The 17,869-nt window shown below is 68.0% G+C and carries 19 protein-coding genes; 8 read left to right on the top strand and 11 right to left on the bottom strand.

Translation table 11 applies throughout. From position 1 onward, the window contains the following. Nucleotides 1-66 precede the first annotated feature (66 nt). The 6 genes from D7Y21_RS15590 to D7Y21_RS15570 all read left to right on the top strand — a co-directional run bounded on the left by D7Y21_RS15590 (nucleotide 67) and on the right by D7Y21_RS15570 (nucleotide 5,470). The gene (locus D7Y21_RS15590; RefSeq protein ID WP_147443327.1) at nucleotides 67-945 is read left to right on the top strand and encodes a hypothetical protein; all 879 of its coding nucleotides are present in this window, start codon (nucleotides 67-69) and stop codon (nucleotides 943-945) included. A gap of 48 nt (nucleotides 946-993) precedes the next feature. Beyond that, nucleotides 994-1,821, top strand: a complete 828-nt coding sequence (locus tag D7Y21_RS15585) for a crotonase/enoyl-CoA hydratase family protein (protein WP_121714080.1) — start codon at nucleotides 994-996, stop codon at nucleotides 1,819-1,821. Nucleotides 1,822-1,836: 15 nt separating this feature from the next. Next, complete coding sequence (locus D7Y21_RS15580) at nucleotides 1,837-2,715, top strand: SMI1/KNR4 family protein (protein WP_121714078.1); 879 nt, start codon at nucleotides 1,837-1,839, stop codon at nucleotides 2,713-2,715. A gap of 150 nt (nucleotides 2,716-2,865) precedes the next feature. Then, nucleotides 2,866-3,330 (top strand): hypothetical protein, encoded by a 465-nt coding sequence (locus D7Y21_RS41435; protein ID WP_147469292.1) that lies wholly within the window; start codon nucleotides 2,866-2,868, stop codon nucleotides 3,328-3,330. A gap of 270 nt (nucleotides 3,331-3,600) precedes the next feature. After that, a complete protein-coding gene (locus D7Y21_RS15575) occupies nucleotides 3,601-4,881 on the top strand; it encodes an AHH domain-containing protein (protein ID WP_370038679.1) in 1,281 nt (426 codons plus the stop codon). 10 nt (nucleotides 4,882-4,891) lie between these two features. Beyond that, nucleotides 4,892-5,470 (top strand): imm11 family protein, encoded by a 579-nt coding sequence (locus tag D7Y21_RS15570; protein ID WP_370038677.1) that lies wholly within the window; start codon nucleotides 4,892-4,894, stop codon nucleotides 5,468-5,470. Between the two features lie 90 nt (nucleotides 5,471-5,560). On the opposite strand, the gene D7Y21_RS15565 is transcribed toward D7Y21_RS15570, so the two are convergent. Beyond that, nucleotides 5,561-6,298 carry a class I SAM-dependent methyltransferase gene (locus D7Y21_RS15565; protein WP_120565851.1) on the bottom strand — a complete coding sequence of 246 codons (738 nt, stop codon included), beginning with the start codon at nucleotides 6,296-6,298 and terminating at the stop codon, nucleotides 5,561-5,563. A 75-nt stretch (nucleotides 6,299-6,373) separates the two neighbouring features. Here D7Y21_RS15565 and D7Y21_RS15560 point away from each other — a divergent pair, with 75 nt between their 5' ends. Next, nucleotides 6,374-7,399, top strand: coding sequence for a methyltransferase (locus D7Y21_RS15560; RefSeq protein ID WP_120565852.1), 1,026 nt, complete (start codon nucleotides 6,374-6,376; stop codon nucleotides 7,397-7,399). Between the two features lie 49 nt (nucleotides 7,400-7,448). Here D7Y21_RS15560 and D7Y21_RS15555 read toward each other — a convergent pair whose 3' ends face one another. From D7Y21_RS15555 to D7Y21_RS15545, 3 genes are all read right to left on the bottom strand, one after another. Further along, nucleotides 7,449-7,964 carry an OmpA family protein gene (locus tag D7Y21_RS15555; protein ID WP_120565853.1) on the bottom strand — a complete coding sequence of 172 codons (516 nt, stop codon included), beginning with the start codon at nucleotides 7,962-7,964 and terminating at the stop codon, nucleotides 7,449-7,451. 107 nt (nucleotides 7,965-8,071) lie between these two features. Next, on the bottom strand, nucleotides 8,072-8,401 hold the full coding sequence (locus D7Y21_RS15550; RefSeq protein WP_120565854.1) for a helix-turn-helix transcriptional regulator: 330 nt from the start codon (nucleotides 8,399-8,401) through the stop codon (nucleotides 8,072-8,074). Continuing rightward, entirely contained in the window at nucleotides 8,401-9,027 is a 627-nt protein-coding gene (locus tag D7Y21_RS15545; protein ID WP_120565855.1) for an SRPBCC family protein, read from the bottom strand. Before D7Y21_RS15545 ends, D7Y21_RS15550 begins: the two co-directional genes overlap by 1 nt. Nucleotides 9,028-9,195: 168 nt before the next feature. On the opposite strand from D7Y21_RS15545, the gene D7Y21_RS15540 reads away from it, so the two are divergent. Further along, complete coding sequence (locus D7Y21_RS15540) at nucleotides 9,196-10,839, top strand: ricin-type beta-trefoil lectin domain protein (protein ID WP_158627293.1); 1,644 nt, start codon at nucleotides 9,196-9,198, stop codon at nucleotides 10,837-10,839. Nucleotides 10,840-10,872: 33 nt separating this feature from the next. Here the strand turns inward: D7Y21_RS15540 and D7Y21_RS15535 are convergent, their stop codons facing one another. The 7 genes from D7Y21_RS15535 to D7Y21_RS15505 all read right to left on the bottom strand — a co-directional run bounded on the left by D7Y21_RS15535 (nucleotide 10,873) and on the right by D7Y21_RS15505 (nucleotide 17,689). Continuing rightward, entirely contained in the window at nucleotides 10,873-11,385 is a 513-nt protein-coding gene (locus tag D7Y21_RS15535) for a fimbrial protein (protein WP_158627292.1), read from the bottom strand. 109 nt (nucleotides 11,386-11,494) lie between these two features. After that, a complete protein-coding gene (locus tag D7Y21_RS15530; RefSeq protein WP_147469291.1) occupies nucleotides 11,495-11,848 on the bottom strand; it encodes a hypothetical protein in 354 nt (117 codons plus the stop codon). A gap of 162 nt (nucleotides 11,849-12,010) precedes the next feature. Beyond that, a complete protein-coding gene (locus D7Y21_RS15525) occupies nucleotides 12,011-13,534 on the bottom strand; it encodes a hypothetical protein (protein WP_147469290.1) in 1,524 nt (507 codons plus the stop codon). Between the two features lie 88 nt (nucleotides 13,535-13,622). After that, the gene (locus tag D7Y21_RS15520) at nucleotides 13,623-14,114 is read right to left on the bottom strand and encodes a tenascin-X (RefSeq protein WP_121714066.1); all 492 of its coding nucleotides are present in this window, start codon (nucleotides 14,112-14,114) and stop codon (nucleotides 13,623-13,625) included. A gap of 237 nt (nucleotides 14,115-14,351) precedes the next feature. After that, the gene (locus tag D7Y21_RS15515) at nucleotides 14,352-15,563 is read right to left on the bottom strand and encodes a proprotein convertase P-domain-containing protein (protein ID WP_121714094.1); all 1,212 of its coding nucleotides are present in this window, start codon (nucleotides 15,561-15,563) and stop codon (nucleotides 14,352-14,354) included. A gap of 42 nt (nucleotides 15,564-15,605) precedes the next feature. Next, a complete protein-coding gene (locus D7Y21_RS15510) occupies nucleotides 15,606-17,105 on the bottom strand; it encodes a methyl-accepting chemotaxis protein (RefSeq protein WP_121714064.1) in 1,500 nt (499 codons plus the stop codon). Then, a complete protein-coding gene (locus D7Y21_RS15505) occupies nucleotides 17,105-17,689 on the bottom strand; it encodes a RedB protein (protein WP_121714062.1) in 585 nt (194 codons plus the stop codon). Before D7Y21_RS15505 ends, D7Y21_RS15510 begins: the two co-directional genes overlap by 1 nt. Nucleotides 17,690-17,869: the final 180 nt, after the last annotated feature.

Below are 17,869 nucleotides of genomic sequence, written 5' to 3'. Positions count from 1 at the left end.
TCCCGCGGCCCCCAACCCGGAGATTGCCCCCTGGCGCTCGTTCCCCTCTACAAGCCGCAGGACCTGGTGAAGAAGGCCTCGAAGCAGGCCGTCTTTCCGGCCCTCAGGGTCGCGCCACCGCCGTCCCAGCAGCGGTCGCTCGTGGGGTTGAAGCGCCTGATGCACGAGCGCAACCTGGATCCTCACGGACTGGAGGCCACGGTCTACGACACGCAGGGCTGTGTGCTCAGCGGGGCGCTGCACGAGGCCGCCGACCTGTCGGAGAACACGAACCCCATCACCGAACCAGGCACCGGCGTCATCTTCAACGGGGACCACAACCTGCTGTCCCTGGAGGTGGGTGGCCCCGTGGTGGCGCAGTCCTTCGACCTCTATTACCTGCACTGGGGCTTCGACAGCACCCACTGCGTGCGGCTGGGCTCGCACGCGAACTACTTCGTCACCGCCGCCCTCCAGGGGTGCTCCATCTTCGTCACCGGCGACCCCGCCTCGCCGACGGTGTACCACCTGAACGCGAACTCGGCGGGGGCGAACGCGCCCAACGACGCGGCGAGGTACCAGGCGAAGGTGCAGGTCATGGAGGCCCGCTTCAACGCCGCCCGGAAGATCATGGGCGGCAGCCAGCAGTCGTCGGCCTCCGCAGCGATGCATGACTACATGCCCGGCATGCTGAGCACGGCGGGCACGGCCCAGCTCGAGTACGAACGCGGCGTGAGCGGCGCCTCCTGGTACCACGTGGGCACCCACGCCTTCCGGTCGTTCTGGAAGGTGGACCAGGACGAGCTGATGCAGTTCGGCACCGTGTTCGGGGTGCGGGAGTCGGGGCGCTGGTCCTTCTACTTCCAGAAGCGCAGCCGGCATGACTACCGCTACAAGACCTGGACGTCCGGCCGCGCCCGCCATGCCGAATGGAGCGCGGAGTGCCACCGGTTCTGGCCCGCCTGAGCGGCATCTGCTCAAGTGCCCTCCGCTCACTTCCCTGGGAGGGAACGGATGGACGGCACGTACAAGTCATTGCGCATCGAGAAGGGCGACGGCATCGCCGAGCTGGTGCTCACCGGCCCGGGCAAGGGCAACGCCATGGGCCCCGACTTCTGGCGGGAGATGCCCGAGGCGCTCCGCGCGCTGGACGCCGACGACGACGTGCGCGTGCTGCTGGTGCGCGGTGAAGGCCAGAACTTCACCTACGGCCTGGACCTGATGGGGATGATGGAGTCCCTGGGGCCGCTGCTCACCGGCGAGAGCAACCTGGCGCTGGAGCGCAGCCGGCTGCTCAAGCTGATTGGGGAGATGCAGCAGGCCACGGAAGGGATGGCCCGGTGCAAGAAGCCCGTCATCGCCGCGGTGCATGGCTGGTGCATTGGCGGCGGCATGGACCTCATCGCCGCGTGTGACTTCCGGTACTGCTCGCAGGAGGCGAAGTTCTCCCTGCGCGAGGTGAAGGTCGGCATCGTCGCGGACCTGGGCGCGCTCCAGCGGTTGCCGCGCATCATCGGCGAGGGGAACACGCGAGAGCTGGCCTACACCGGCGGTGACGTGGACGCGGCGCGCGCGCTGCGCATGGGTCTGGTCAACGAGGTCTTCCCCTCCCCCGAGGCCCTGCTCACGGAGGCGCGGGCGACGGCGAGGCGCATCGCGGACAACCCGCCGCTCGTGGTCCAGGGCGCCAAGCAGGTGATGGAGTACTGCGCGGACAAGTCCATCGCGGACGGGCTGCGCTACGTGGCGGTGTGGAACTCGGCGTTCCTCCAGTCACTGGATTTGACGGAGGCCTTCTCCGCCTTCGCCGAGCGCCGTCCGCCCAGGTTCCAGGGCCGCTGAGGACAGGGGCATTCCATGAGCAGGTATTTCGTCAAGCTGAAGGCGCCCAAAGGGCAGACCGTTCCGCCGTTGCTCGCGCGCTTCGCGAAGTGGCTCGCGAAGCAGGAGTACGGCGCGTTCGGAACCTTCGAGCTCATTTCACCGAAGATGCCTGGCGGGCTGCGCGACGCGTGGTGCTTCCTCTCGCTGCCGGACGGTTCGCTGCTCGCGCTCGTCTCGACCGTGAAGCCGGCGCCCGTGGTGCTGTTCGATTCGGAGTCGGACGCGCTGAAGCTCGTCGCGCCCAGCCTCGAAGCGTTCCTGCTCGCGCTCGGCAAGGGGAAGACGCGTCTGGACGATCTCGATGAGGGCGACGAGCGCGAGGCACTGCGCGCGTGGCTTGAGAAGGAGGAGGTCCAGGCGCCGAAGCCCGCGAAGTTCAACGTGCGGACCTATCAGCGCGAAGCCACGCCCGCGCCCGTCGTGAGCGAGGGCGTGAAGAAGCTCGCGCCCCTTCCGCGTGGGCTGGTGTCGCTGCTCGGCAGGCATGTGAGTGACGCGAAGCTGCCCGCGGATTTGAAGAAGCTGAAGCTGCCGACGAAGCTGCCCAAGGCCCAGGGGAAGTTGAAGGACAAGAAGCGCGGCATCACCGTCAGCGTCGGGCGCGACGGAGTGATCCGCGAAGTGCATCTCGGCAAGAACTACGACGGTCCGCTCGCGTTCAAGCTGCCCTCGGGCGTGAACGACTTCACGGCGTCGAAGCTGCTGGGGAAGCCGACGGGCGAGCTCAAGAAGAAGGACGGCGGCAGCATCTGGGAGAAGGTCCTTGATGCCAATCGCGGCATCTCCTTCTCACGCAGCCGTGGTCACTTCGACTGGTGGTCCGAGCACCGGTTCTTCATCAAGGCGAAGTGACTTCTTCGCGCATGTCCACGACCCTCCAAGTCAGGAGGAGCGCGTGCTCCGGTGCGGCAGGTCGACTCCGCACCTGAGTGCTTCAGCTCCCTGACAGGCATACATGCCGACAAGGGCAGTCTCCCGCCACGACAACCAGGAGGGACTCAGGTGATACGGCCGTTCAAGGACAGTACGGGTGCGTTGGAGGGAGCGCAGGAGAGTCTCCTGTTCAGCTATCAGCACGACCCACTGAGCGGCATATTGGTGTTGATACTTGACCCTCCTGATAGGGGCGCAGGAGCAGATCGATCGTTCCTGCGTCTCCACTTCACGAACGTATCGGGCTTCCACCGGGTTCCCGGAACGTCCGCCGACCTACAGCGTTTCACGGAGCGGTACTCCGCTCGTGAAACCTCAGCCACGACGGTCGTTCAACAGATCGACATCGAGCAGAAAGCGAATTCGCTAAGCATTGCCTTGTCGCTCGGCAGCTTCGGCGGACTCACTTTTTTGTGCCTGTCGATCTCCGCGGAAACACGCAGAGCGCGTGTCACAATGACCCACGAGAACACTTGGGCATATCAGGATGTTGATGATGGCAAGCCCATGGATTTCTACAGTCCATTCGCATGAGCTTGCCAATTACCTCGGACCGTGGCCCCCGGTCGGTTCCCAGTCATCCGCTACGATCCGAGCACGGCGCCACCTCGGGGCGCGTCGAGCGCGGACGGTGAGCAGCGGTCAGCACCTGCTCGGGGAGGCCCGATCCGCTGGGTTCTGGTCGTGGCCCTGCCTCGCCCTGGAGGATGAAGCGCTTTCCCGCTGGGGGACTTGATGAGGACACATCGCGCTGTCGCGCTACTCCTGTTGGTTTGGCTGACAGGCTGTGCCTCGGGGCGCGTGGTGCGCTTGGAAACGGGCCAGGAGCCGCCGGTTGTCTTCACGCCTCACCGCGGCGAAGCCGGGCCGGTGGAGGTGGAGCGGCGCGAATTCAAAGCGGCCGTGGCGAGGCTGGCGCAGGGCGTGAGACTCCCGGCCAATCCCCAGCAGGCCGCGCGGCGCCTGATGGGAGTGGACGCCCGAGGCGGCACCTACCTCTTCGATCCGCGCACCCGGCGGATGACGCCACTGGAGGGGGCTGCGCTGGCCTCCGACATGCCGCCAGCGGAGGTGGAGCTGACACGGGCATATCTGCGTTGGTGTGAGCGCACCGGGCGCAAGGGCGACTGTCTGCGCTTGCTGGCGGAGAGCCCCACCGTCACCGGAGACGGGCGCTATGCGCTGGCCATGGCCATGGCTCAAGGTGTTGTCTTGGAAGAGATGCTGGATGCCTTCAAAGGAATGGCCGACCCGCACGCAGCGCTCTCGGCGGCGCTGTGGACCATGACCCTTTACCTGGTCCTCTGGTCGGTACCCGAGCCAGTGAGCAAGGGCCTGGCTGCCGTGATGACGGCGACAGCCATTGTCTACCTCGGGGTGGACACCTTCTGGACGCTGATCGCGGGATTCAAACTGCTGGTGGAGGAAGCGGACCGGGCCACCACGTTTGACGAACTCCGCGATGCGGGTGAGCGCTACGGCAAGGTGATGGGCCGGAACGCGGCGCGAGCTTTCGCGCTGCTGGCGACGGTGGCCGTCGGTAACACGGCCGCGGGCTTTGCCTCGAAGGTGCCGACGCTGCCCGGTTCCGCCCAGGCGGCGGCGGTGGCCGGGGGCCGCGCGGGTATCCGCCTTGCCGCCGTGGGCGAAGTGGGAGCGGTGGCGGTGACGGGCGAGGCCATCACGGTGGCTCTCGCCCCCAATGCAGTGGCCATGACGGCACGGGCCCTGGGGGGCACGGCTTCCGCCCCGGTGGACGCGGAGGGCCACGACCACCACATCGCCACGGACAAGTGGTGGAAGGCCACGAACAATGAAGGCCCGTGGTCACCCAAGTTCCAGAGGATCTTCGATAGGGCGGGCATGTCGCTGGACGACCCGGCGAACATCGTCCACGTCAAGGGCCACAAGGGACCTCACCCGCAGGCGTACCATCAACACATTCTCCGGCGCCTGACTGACGCAACGGAGGGGTGTCGAACCATGCAGCAATGCCGCGAAGCGCTGACAGCCGAACTCGGCCGACTGGGGGAGCAGATTGCCACTCCGGGCACCAAGCTGAATAAGCTGGTCACCGGCACCTAGGACCACGACAATGGCTCACATGGTAAGGCGCTACTTCGATCTGAGCGACGATATGACCATTCCAGGCCGGTGGGTGCTCGGCGCTCCCACCGACGCTCAAGGCCGGGAGGTGGACGACCCCTGGATGTTCTATCGGGGCCAGCAACTTCCAGACATGGGACGCTTGAAGCTTCCCATGGATGTACCCGGCAGGGCGCTTGATTTCTCACTCGCGGCGTTCGCGGCCCCGGTGGTCCACGCCCGAGTGGCTTCCGCGCTCACGAAGCTAGCCCCCGAGGAAGTGCAGACACTGCCCGTGGAGATAGAGGGCCATCCTGAGCCGTTCTTCATTCTCGTGGCGACCCAACTCATTCAGTGCATTGACGAGAAGGCCACCGAGGAATTTCAGAAGTGGACGCCGGAGGACGGGCGCCCTGAGAAGGTTGGAAAGTACCGAGACATTTTGGGAATGCGGATTAACGCCGCCCAGGTAGGCGACGCGAAGGTGTTCCGCGCTTGGGGGTGGCCCATCGTCCTGATCGTCCGAGAGGAAATCCGCGACGCACTTGAGCGCATGGGCGCCACGGGAACGAAGTTTGAAGAGGTTTAGGGGCAGGCGGTCCGAGTAGAGACCAAACCGCCTACGAGGCTTCGATTCCCGCCGCTTCCGCCCCTCCTGCGCCACACGGGCAGCGGAAACTCACCGCTCGCAGCGCAGCGCGACCGCGTGCGGGTTGTCGAGGTAGTCCTGCCAGAACTCCTGGCCGTACCGGGCGATGCCTTCCGGGGAGCATTCCGGGCGCATCCAGGTGAGGTGGTTGAATCCCGCCTCGCGCAGCGCGCGCTCGTACGTGTCCCGGCTCCAGTGGGAGAAGTGGATGGTGAAGGGCGTCTTCGTGTGCAGCTCCGCGGAGATGCCCTGCCCTTCCCGGGGCGACTCCGGGAAGTCCAACATCGTGATGCCATAGCGGGTGCTGTTGGGCCCCTTCGCGCTGAACCCGGGGTTGAAGGTGTACGTGACGAAGCGGCCCCCGGGCTTCAGGTGGGCGTGGATGTTCCGGCACATGCGCAGCAGGTGTTCGGGCGAGTTCGCGTAGTGCAGGAGATAGACGGCCGTCACGCAATCAAAGACACCCAGCGGCGCCATGTCCGCCACGTCCGACACGTGGTACTCGATTCCCACGGGCTGGGCCGCCTCGTGTTGCCGGGCGACACGAATCATCTCCTCCGAGATGTCCACGCCGGCCACCCGGTGAGCGCCCCGCGCCTGGAACTGCCGCGTGTACAGCCCGTCACCACAGGCCAGGTCCAGGACGGACTGTCCCGTCACGGCCCCAAGCGCTTTGAAGAAGGTGTGGCCTTCGATGTACTCCGAACGCACGGGCAGGACATCCCAGTCCGCCACCTTCACGCCAATGTCATCGTATTGCGCCGACATTCCGCACGACCTTTCGTGGCATCCGCCTTCCACGGAAAGAGTCTACTCCGGTGATTCCGGCGGTAGACTCGCGCCATGGAAAACACGCTTGGCGAGAGCCTGTCCCCCACTCAGCAGCTCCACCTGGCAATCACCAGCTACTGGCGCACCCAGGTCATTGGCACCGTGGCCCGCCTGGGAATCGCGGACCTGCTCTCAGGAGGCGCCCGCGATAGCAATTCGCTGGCGGCCGAGCTGGGCGTCCACCCAGAGGCCTTGTTCCGGCTGATGCGCGCCGGCCTCGCCACGGGCCTCTTCGTGGCCTTCGCCGAGCGGACCTTCGCCCTGACACCCTTGGGCGAGGGCCTGTGCGCGAACGTCCCTGGCTCACTGAGGGAGCTGGCCATCATCCAGAGCAGCCCGTCGCATTGGCTCCCCTGGGGACACCTCCCCGAGGCGATTCGCACCGGGAGCTCTCCCATCCAGGCCGCGCTGGGCGTCGACATCTGGGAGCACTTCGCCCGGAACCCCGAGGAGGCGGAGCACTTCGCCCGCTCCATGGGGGACTGGTCCGAGATGGTGGCCAGCCAGGTGGCCCGGCACGTCGACTTCTCCCCCTTCGCCCGCGTGGTGGACATTGGCGGCAGCCACGGCGATCTGCTGGCGCAGGTGCTGCGCGCCCATCCCTCCTGCCGGGGCATCCTCTTCGAACTGCCCCAGGTCGCCGAAAGCGCGAAGCCCGTCCTGGAGTCCCGGGGCCTCGCCAAGCGGGTGGACGTGGTGGCCGGGAACTTCTTCGAGCCCGGCATTCCGGCAGCCGACGCCTACCTGCTCAAGCACATCCTCCATGACTGGGAGGATGACGCCTGCACCACCCTCCTGCGCCGGCTCCATGAGGCGGCCCCCTCCGGGGCCCGGCTCTTCGTGGTGGAGATGGTGATTCCGGACAACCGGACTCCCGACATCACCCACCTGATGGACCTCAACATGCTGGTGGTCGCCAACGGGCGCGAGCGCACCTACAACGAGTTCCAGGCACTGCTCGCCGCGACCGGCTGGAAGGTCCAGCGCCTCATCCCCACCCAGAGCGGGACCAGCATCCTCGATGCGGTGAAGTCCTGAGGGACAGGGCGGCGCCACCGACGCCGCCCTCTCTCATCCGTGCGAGGGATTACAGCCGGACCTGGAGCTCGTAGCGGCGGTTCTGCGCCTTCTTCGCGTCCGTGTTGTCCGGCTTCACCAGCAGACGCTCGGAGCCGTAGCCCACGGCGGTGATTTCGCCGCGGGGGATGCCTCGCGCGACGAGCTCCTTGACGATGGCCTCCGCGCGCTGCTCGCTGAGCGTCTTGTTCTTCGCGGCGTCACCCGTCGAGTCGGTGTGGCCGGAGACCTCGAACTTGTAGCTTTTGACGCCGGCCGCGACGAGCTGCTTCTTCGCGTCCACGAGGGCGTTGGTGAGCTTCTTGAGCTTCGCGTCGCAGCCGGGGGCCAGCTCCGCGGTGCCCGTCTTGAAGCTGCACTGGTTCTTGCGGCCCTCGTCCGAGAGCTTCGTGTTGACGCGCTTCTCTACGGTGGACTTGCCGGCGTCGCCCGCGGCCTTCTTGATCGAATCGAAGGGGCTTTGCGCGGCGGCCACGCCAGGGACGGCCAGCAGCGATACGGCGATGCAGAGCGCCTTGAGCTTCATCCGTTGGACTCCTTGGGCTCCAGGGGGAAGGGAGCCGGAGCCAGAAGCTGCCGGGGGTGGCTCGCCGCGTCCAGCGACACGGCGTGGGCCGTGGGGGCGCCTGCTCCCTACTCACCCCGCTTTTTCTTCCCCCGCGCGACTTCTGTAGCCAGGGCGTCCAGCTTCGGCGTCCAGAACGCACGGAAGCGGTCCAGCCAGGCGTCCACCTCCGCCAGCGGCGCGGCGTCCACTGCGTACAGACGCCGGGCGCCATCCACCCGCACCGTCGCGAAGCCGTTGTCCCGCAGGACCTTCAGGTGCTGCGAGACGGCGGACTGCGTGATGCCGAACTCGCGCTGGATCACCTCCACGACCTCGCCCGAAGCGTGCTCGCCTTCCGCGAGCAGCTCCAGGATGCGGCGGCGGACCGGATCGCCGAGGACGTCGAAGGCGTGCATCAGCCCCCTGTATAGAACGCGGCCGTGCGCTCGGCCATCCCTCGGGCCACGTCCGGCGCCTCTCCGCCCGCCACGTGGGCGTCGGCCCAGGCCTGGGCGCTCGCGCGCATGAAGGTCTTCGCCTCGTCGGAAGTCCCCCACGACGCGGCGGCCTCCGCGGCCACGTCCTTGCCCGTCTCCAGGTAGAGGCCCAGGCCCAGGAAGCTCAAATCCCAGCCCACGCCCGTGGCGCCAGGACCGAACTGGCTCCAGAACTGTTCGATGTCCGCGGAGTGCACGATGTGCTCGAGCGTCAGCCGCGTGCCCTTCCCTTCCGGCGCCAGGCGGATGGTCACCCAGCTCATGCCGCCGTTCATCTCCCAGGTCAGATCGAACGCCGAGGGCTTGTCACACCGGGTGATGGTCCCGCCCGCGTTCCCCTTGATCTGATAGCGGCCCCCCTTCTGCAACTGCCCCTCGACGGGCGCGAACCAGCGAGGGATGCGCTCGGCGTTGGTGACCGCGTCCCACAGGTCCTCCATGTCGGTGGGATAGACACGATGGGCGACGACCACGTGGGCAGGCTTGCCTTCGTAATCGCGTTCGACACACGCGCGGAACTGGGCGCCAATCAGGGTGTGAAGCATGTGCGGACCTCCTCCGTTCACGGACTCATTACAGCCCACACTCATATTAGTCAACACTTATATACCCCCAGAGCCTCCGTCCCTCCCCCGGCTTTGGGCAGGAGCGCGTGACCAGGAATTGCGATGGCGCACGTATACGAAGCGCATCGCGAACCCTTGGGGGGCATCATGAAGATTTCGAGCAGACTGTGTCTGTCATTGTCATGGGCATTGGGCCTGATGCTCTCCGGTTGTGGTTCCACCGATGAGGCCCCGGCTCCTCTCGCCACCGAGCCCGGCTTCGCCACCGAGCTGGCGTTTCCCGGCGAGCAGGGAAAGGTCGTCCGCGGCACCGTCGCCCTGCCTGGCGGAGAGCAGGAGCTCTCCTACGAACGCTTCGGCGGCACCGCCGTCCTGGAGGGCGACATCCTGGTCCGCGCCCAGGACCATGGGACCCGCAGCGCGAAGGGCGCCATCAAGCTGTGGACTGACTATCGCTGGCCGGATTCGTTCATTCCGTATGTCATCGACCCGGACGTCCCCAACCCGCAGCGGGTGCTCGACGCCATCGCGCACTGGCAGACGCGCACGCCCATGCGCTTCAGTGCCCGCACCGCGCAGACCGACTACGTCCGCTTCACGCGGGGCAGCGGCTGCGCGGCCCATCTCGGGCGCATTGGCGGCGAGCAGTTGGTCGTGATGGGGGATGGTTGCTCCACGGGGAACACCATCCATGAGATTGGCCATGCCGTGGGGTTGTTCCACCAGCAGAGCCGGCACGACCGGGACTCGGCGCTGACGGTCCACTGGGCCAACATCCAGCCCGGCAACGAGTTCAACTTCCAGACGTATGTGGAGACCGGCGATCACGGCTTCGACGTGGGGCCCTACGACACGGGCTCCATCATGCAGTACGATCCCTACGCCTTCTCCCGCAACGGGCTGCCGACCCTGACGCTGACGAATGGGTCCCTGTTCAGCACCCAGCGCAACGCCCTTTCCGCCACCGACATCGCGGACGTCAACGCGATGTACGCCGAGCGTGTCCGCCTGCGCCCCGCGGCGGCGGGCACCCGCTGTCTGGATGTGCAGAACGGCATCGTGGCCAACGGCAACCCCGTGTGGAGCTACGCGTGCAGCCATTCGGCGGCGCAGGTCTGGTACCTGATGCCGAACGGCGAGGTCCGCACCGGCCTGGACACGAACTACTGCCTGAGCGTGAACACCGGCGAGCCCATCCAGGGCGCCTCCGTGGTGATTGCCCCGTGTGACGGCAGCACCCGGCAGCGGTGGACGCGTCCCCCCGTCGGGGACGAGCTGCGCACCGCGCTGGACGTGACCCAGTGCCTGGACCTGCACAACTCCAGCACCGCCAGCGGGGCCCGGGTGAAGGTCTGGACCTGCACGGGCAACAACGCGCAGAAGTGGCAACGCTTCGTCCGGCTGCGCAGCTCCGTGCACTGGAACCGCTGCCTGGACGTGTGGAACAACACCGCGGCCAATGGCACGGCCACCATGTCCTTCGACTGCAGCGACGAAGTCGGCCAGCAATGGTACTTCGCGTCCAACGGCGAGGTGCGCAGCGGCGTCAACCCGGCCTTCTGCCTGGACGTGAGGAACGGCAACACCGCCGAGGGCACCCGGGTGCAAATCTATACCTGCAATGACAGTTTCGCCCAGCACTGGCAGTTCTTCCCTGAGACTGGGACGATGGTCAGCAACATCGCCGTCGACCGGTGCCTGGACGTCTCCAACGCGAGTTCGGAGACGGGGGCCGCCACGCAGATATGGGATTGCAACTTCAGCCTGGCTCAGCGCTGGATGAAACTGTAGCGGCAAGGCCCCGGAGGTGACTGCGCCGGGTCCTCAGTCCCTCGTGTCGTCCACGAGCTGCACGGGGACACCGGGCTCGGCGGCATCTTCGTCCACGTCCTGGAGGTCCAGGGGGCCGGTGGAGAGCACCCAGACATCCAGGGTCGCGTCGTCGTCGGTGTTGCCCATGCACGCCAGGGTGATGTCGCAGGTGGGGCACGTGCCGGTGACGCCGAGCCGGGCCTTCAAGGATGGATGCAGCGCCTCCACGTCGATGGGGCGCAGGTAGGTGAAACGGAAGGTGTCCACGCCGATGGACACCGCCCCGGCAGGGACCTCGCTTCGCTCCTGGTCGCGAACCTCCATCGGCCCCGTGCCCGCGAAGTACGCGTAGCGGTTGTCCCGCTCGGGCGCGAAGCCCACCTTCGCGAAGACCGGCTCGTAGGTCCGCGTGTCCTGGAAGTGGCGCTGCTGGAGCCTGTACCAGGCCTTCAGGTTCGACTTGCACTCCGCCGCGCGGGCGCGCTGGCCGAACCGGGCGAAGTTGCGGGCCGTGTTGACCGCCACCACACCCAGGCACGAACAGGCCAGCAAGCCGAGGGCGATGAAGAACCACTTCCGGAGGGAGCGCCCCTCCTCACCCGTGCGGGCCCCTGGCGCCTGATGACTCAGGGCCTCACTCCTCGCCCGCGAAGGAGGAGACCACCCGCTCGATGACGGCGCGGCCGGCTTCGTCCGTCGCATCGGCGGTGGCCCATATCAGCCAGTCGCCGTTGACCGTGCCGGATCCCTTCTGTCCTTCGGGCACCTGTTTCAGCAGCCTCACCTCCGCCGCGCTCGCTTCGTAGTAGCCGTCGAACAGGTAGACCGATGCCCGAGCCGAGCACGACGTCCAGGTCTGGCCGAACCCCGCCAGGGCCCCGAGTTCCTGGACGGCGGGGGCCGGCTCGGCCGGCAGGACGGCATCGCTGCCGGTGCCATGGCGCAACAGCGCCTCACCACGCGCAAGAGAGGGGGCATCCGGATTCATGGGGCTCTTTCGCGGCAGGGGCTCCCCGCCGGTTTCGTCCGCGCGCCGTGACGGACCGCTTGCACACGCGCAGAGCAGCAGAGAGAAGAGCAACGCGAGGCGTGGTCGCATGGGTTCCTGCGATAGCACCTTCCCGCGCCGCACCGCCAGCCGCCCTCCGCGTCACTCGTTCAGCCAGCGCGCGGAGGACACCTTGTCGTTGAAGCCCCAGGCCTTGCTGTTCAGGTTGGCTTCGCGGAGCGTGCCGTCGCCCACGAGGTCCCTGTAGCTGCCCTTGTAATTCGAGTCGTCGTAGAGCCGCACCCGGTAGCCCGGCGGAATGCACCAGCGGACCGAGGAGGTCTTGTCGTTGAACCTGTCGACGTCGTCGAAGCGCGCCCAGTTCTTCAGGCCCTGGTCCTCGTAGTCGAAGATGAAGCCGCGGTCGCTGAAGTCGGAGTCGTCGTAGAAGTCGACGTAGGCGTGCCCGATGTCCGTGCGGCAGCGGGTGTCCGCCCAGATGCCGCGGAACTCCACCAGCTTCACCGTCGAACCGGGGCCGTCATCCGCGTGCTCGGTGCCGTAGAGGAGGAGGCCGCGGTCGGGCCCCACGAAGAGGCCCGCGGCGGCGTCCAGGTTGCACTGCCGCGAGCCGTCGTTGCTGCAATACAGGTGCTTGGAGGCGACGTGCTCCAGGCGCATGTGGCCCTCCAGGTGCACCCGGTACAGGTGCGCGTAGTCGTCACTCACCGCGCCCCAACGCAGGCCTCCCAGCCGCGTACCCACGAGGTAGAGCTGTGAGTCATTGCAGTCCGTCACGAAGTTGAGGTTCTGGAAGGCGCCCCATTGCCCGTCCTGCAGCTCCGACTTCTGCCACTTGTCGACGCGCACCCACTGGTTGGTCGCGGAGCGGAGGTCGGTCTCCGAGGAGCGGAAGACCTCCAGCGTGTTCGCGTCCACCTGCCCGAGCAGGAGCAGGAAGTGCCCGTCCGACAGCTTCGTGAACGAGGCCGTGCCCGCGGTCGCTGTTTCACCGTGGACGAAAGCGAACGGGCTCGGCGTCAGGGATTGATTGTAATCATAGAGCGCGATGCGCCCCAGGCCGGGGCCCTCCTCCATGGGCAGCGCCAGGATGCCGCCCACCGCCTGCATGCCGCCGCCGTGGCGGTAGCCGTCCAGCACCGGCAACGCCGCCACCGCCGCGTCCGCGCCCGGCGGCGAGGTGTCCTCGGGTTCCTTGATGGAGGGGCTCAGCCGGTTGGAGCGGAAGCGCCGTCCCTCTCCGTTGCGGGTGGCCATGTGCACCAGGTGCCCCACGTTGCCCCCAGGGGCGTCATTCCGCTTGGACACGACGAGGAGGCGTCCCGAGCGGGTCGACAGCCGCTGGATGCCTTGCCAGTGATTGCTGCCCGGGTAGGCCACGTTGAGGTTGAACGGCCCGGGATGGAAGCCCAGCACCTCGCCGTGATCCCTCAGCTCCTGGAAGCGCAGCGGCACGTCAGGGCTGCACAGGTTGCAGTCCGCGCTCCCCCAGACGCAGGAGGTGTCGCCTCCGAGCCCGAGGGCCAGTGGAGCGACCGTGGTGGAGAGGGCTTCACGAGGAACCGCGGCGGACTCGCGGGCCTCCGGCTCACAACCGGCGAAGGTCAGCAATCCCGCCAGTGACAGTGCCGCGGCGGACCCGTAACGACGATGGATGCGTTGCATGGTTCTTGTTCTTGGATGAAAGCGCGGCGTCGGGCGGGCAGACGGCGCGAGGGCTTCACATTCCCCCGGCGCCGCCCTGCCCCCGTGGCTACGGGTCCTGCGGCACCTGCGGGCAGTTCGGACCGGTGCAGATGGGGCCGCAGTCCAAGCACCAGCCCATCTCGTGGGCTTCGCAGAGGTAATCGCCACACGTCAGGCTCCCGCAGTCCGACAGGCAGCTGGCCACCGTCTCGCTTCCGTTGCACAGACCATCACCGCACCACGTGGCGGGGCCGCAGTCCCACGGGCAGGTGGCGTTCGTCTCGCCGTTGTTGCACCAGCCGTCGCCACAGTAGGGCGCGGGCGTGCAGTCCTCGGCGCACGTGTTGATGGACTCGCCGTTGGCGGTGTCACAGATGCCGTCACCGCAGATGAACGCACACGGCAGACAGTTCCACGGGCCCACGCCACCACAGGGACATTCGGAGCCGAGCTCGGACCCGCTCTGCGCCAGCGCCGTGGAGTCCATGTCCACGTTGCCGCACGCGGCAAGCAAGCCCAACGACACCGACGCGAACACCATCAACAGACGTGCTTTCACGGAAGGCTCCCGGTTGGAGGGACTCCCAGTGATAGCACAGACTGTATTCCCTGATAAAACGCCCTACCCCGCGCTACGGGTCCGCCGCCACGCATCCACGGAGGCGTGCGTTGTCGACAGGCTGCGAGGGCGCGGGCATCGGGAAACCTCCGGAGGCTTCTCGTGTCCCTCTGGACGCCCGCGAGGACAAGGCTCGCGGGCGTCGAATCATCCTTCGATGGGCTCGAAGGATGCGCGTCAGTCCCAGCGGCTGGTCAGCTTCAGCTTCCACTCGCGCAGCTTGCCGTTGCCCACGCCCGACGGGTTGACGATGTGCAGCTTCCACAGGCCGTTGACGGAGCCGTCGCGCGGGATGCCGCGCGTCACCGGGATGCGCTTGGGCGGCGTGCCTTCGTTGGGGCCGTCCCACAGGAGCGCCGTCTCACCACCCGGATCCTCCAGCGTGAGCACCAGCTTGGACGGGTTGTTGTGCGCCAGGTCCAGCTCCACCGTGATGTCCTCCGGCACCGTCGCCAGGCCCACCACCGGCTGCGTCGCCGTCAGCGGCGTCGTGTTCCCCTGCAGCGTCAGGTCCGAGTACGCCGTGAACTCGCCGGACATCCACGCCGGCCGGCACCAGCCCTCCGTCGCGCCCGAGTCCAGGCCGTGGCACGCCAGCCCCTCCTGACACGGCACGAAGCGCGAGCACGACGTGTGGTCGCCCGGGATGGGCAGCGTCGTCACACAGCGGCCGTAGGGGCTGGAGCCGTCATTCGGCTTGCCCTCGCAGTGGAGGTTCGGCCCGCACGTCCCCACGCCCGTGCAGGGGTCGCCTTCCTCGCCCTGCTGCGTGGCCGTCTTGAGGTTCTGGAGCGCCAGCGTGTTCACGGCCGGCAGCCGGCCCAGCGTCAGGATGTCGTAGAACGGCCGCGCCGCCACCATCGCGTTCGCCGCCGCCGCGGGCACGTTGTACGTGGACTGCAGCGCCGTCAGCGACTGCGTGTTCACCACCGCCAGCACCCGGCGCGCCTCCGCGACGTTGAACGACACGCCCTGGAACGTGCCCACCCAGCCGTCCACCGGCAGCTCCACCCGGCCCGTGCCCCGGGCGTACGATTCCAGCGCCGCCAGCGCCGCGGGCCCCACCTGGGGCAGCGCGTCCACCTGCTCGATGGAGACGAAGCGCTTGTCATCCGCCGTGTGCGGGATGCCGTCCGGCCCGTAGCGGTAGTTGATGATGCTCTGCGCCGCCAGCGCGTTGAGCGGCACCTGCGTGTCCAGCGTGTTGAAGGTCAGGGCGTACTCATTGAGGAACAGCACCACCCCGATGCCCGCGGGCGTGCCCGAGGCCAGCTCCTGCGTCTGCACCGCCAGCGCGTCAGCCGGCGTGTCCGACACCGCGGCAGCGCCGCAGCTCAGGAGGAGGGGAACCGAGGAAAACGACAGAAAACGACGGAGTCTGGAGTTCATGGCGTCCATGTACTCCAAGACAGGCCGCGTGTCGGTGACCGTTCAGGTTCTCTCCTGATACAGCGCGATGACGCCGTGGACCTGGTCGGTGACCTGCTGGAGGCGGTCCGCCGCCGCGTGGGTGGCCTCCACCCGGGCCACCGAGGCCTGCATCAGCGCCGTCAGGTCCGACACGGCGGTGAAGATTTGAGAGACGCCCGCCGACTGCTGGCTCACCGACGCCGAAATCTGGCGGACCGCGTCCGCGTTGCCCTTCACCAGCCCGGACAGCATGCCCAGCCGTTCGCCGGAGGCGCGGATGGTCTCGATGCCCCGGCCCATGCGTTCGCCGCCCTGACGGGTGAGGTCCACCACCCCCTGGATTCGGGAGCGCGTGTCCTCCAGCACCGCGCGCACCTGTTGCGTGGCCGTGACGGACTGGGACGCCAGGCCCCGCATCTCCCGCGCCACCACCGCGAAGCCCCGGCCAACCTCCCCGGCCCTCGCCGCCTCGATGGCCGCGTTGATGGCGAGCACGTTGGACTGGTCCGCCAGGTCCTGCACCGTCCGGGTGATGCCGGCGATGCGCTCCGTGTACGCCGCGAGCCCCTGGACGCGCTCGGAGAGGTCCGCCGTCTGCGCGCGCAGGTCCGCCAGCCCCTCCACGCTCCGGCCGATGGCGTCCTCCACCGCCGCGCCCACGTCCCCGGCCTGCTGCGTGGCCTCCAGCACCCGCGCTGCCTGCTCCGAGGCCAGCAGCGACGTCTGGCGGATCTCCTCCGCCGTCGCCCGCGTCTCCTCCAGCGCGCGGGCCTGCCGCGTCAGCTCATGGCGCTGCTCGCCGGTGGACTCCGTCAGCGTCGTCACCGAGGCACGCAGCGCGTCCGCGGAGCCCATCAGCGGCCGGACGACCTGCTCCTCCACCGCGCTCCGGGACAGCTCCAGCTGAGCCTCGCGCCGCGCGGACTCCCGGAGGTCGCGCTGGCCCTGCACGCAGGAGGCGATGAGGAACACGTCCTCGAACGCCACCCACGCGGTGTGCTCCATCCACCGCCAGGACTCGCGGGCGTGCATGCCGAAGATGGACTCCGGCCAGAGCAGGCCGCGCACGAAGTGGTCCGCCGCCACCACGCCGCTGAAGGTGAGCAGCACCTTCCAGTCCCGGTAGATGGAGAGCAGCGCCAGCGAGCCGAAGATGTGGAAGTGCGTCTCGATGCGGCCGCCCATCAGGTGGATGAGCAGCCCGGACATCAGCGCCTGCCCCACAGCGATGACGTGCCGCGTGGACTCGAGGCCGGGCCGCGTGAACGCGAGCACCACCGGCAGGCCGCCCAGCAGCAGGCCCAGCCCCACCGCGGCCACCACGTGGGAGTGGACCGTGCTCTGCAATCCCGCCCAGGCCCGGGGCGACAGGTACACCGCCGCCGCGATGCCGCCCAGCCACTGCAACACCATCAGGACCACGAAGGTCCGGTCCGTCCGCCGGCCCAATGACAGACGCTGCGCGTCGAACAGCTGGCGCGCGCGCTCGGACACGGCTGCTTCGGACAGCTGGATTCTCATCACGTGTCATCACCCGCGGGCGTGAGGGGTGTCTCGAGGGCACAACCAAAGACAGGCGCGGTGACGGGGCCGGAGAGCTCCGCGTCCAGGAGGTCCCGGATGGCACCTCCCCCCGCGCTGTCACCTTCGTGGCCCCGCGTGGGGGTGATGCCGCCAGCGAAGCGCTCCACGCCGTCCGGCGAGAAGAGGACCAGCTGCCCCGAGGTGCGCGCCCCCAGCTCACGCGCCACCTGCCCGTCCACGTCCGCCACCACCTCCACCCCCGGCAGGGCCACGGCGCGCGTCCACAGCTCCGAGCGCTCGAAGCCCGGCGGGGCCTCACGCGGCGCCCAGACGAACACGTGCGTGGAGAGCCGCGCGCCGTGCCGGTCCAGGAGCTTCGCCAGCTCCGCCAGCGTCGCGCGGGAACACGGGCACCGCGGGTGGAGGAAGACGAGCAGCGTCCAGGCGCCCGGCGCCCGCGTGAACCGCTCCGGCAGCCGGACAGGGGGCGTGGCCGCGAGCCCCGCCGCGTTCGCGTGGGACCACACGAGTCCGAGCCCCAGCACGCTCGCCACGAGCCAGCCGCCCACCAGCCACGGCAACGCCCGGCGCCGGAGCGCACTGTGTTTCAGACCCTCCTCAAGGGATGCCCGGGCCGGGGCATCCGCGGGGCCATGCGAGACGACCGGGGCGGCCATGCACGGTCATGCTGAAGAGTTCCCGTGCCAATGGCAACGCGTATTCAAGCAGGCAAGTCCATACATCCCCGAGCCCGGGAATCA

The sequence above is a fragment of the Corallococcus sp. AB045 genome, assembly GCF_003668895.1.
Classification (GTDB): Bacteria; Myxococcota; Myxococcia; order Myxococcales; family Myxococcaceae; genus Corallococcus; species Corallococcus coralloides.
The sequence above is the reverse complement of the archived record's forward strand: the minus strand, read 5'-3'. Positions and strand labels throughout refer to the sequence as shown.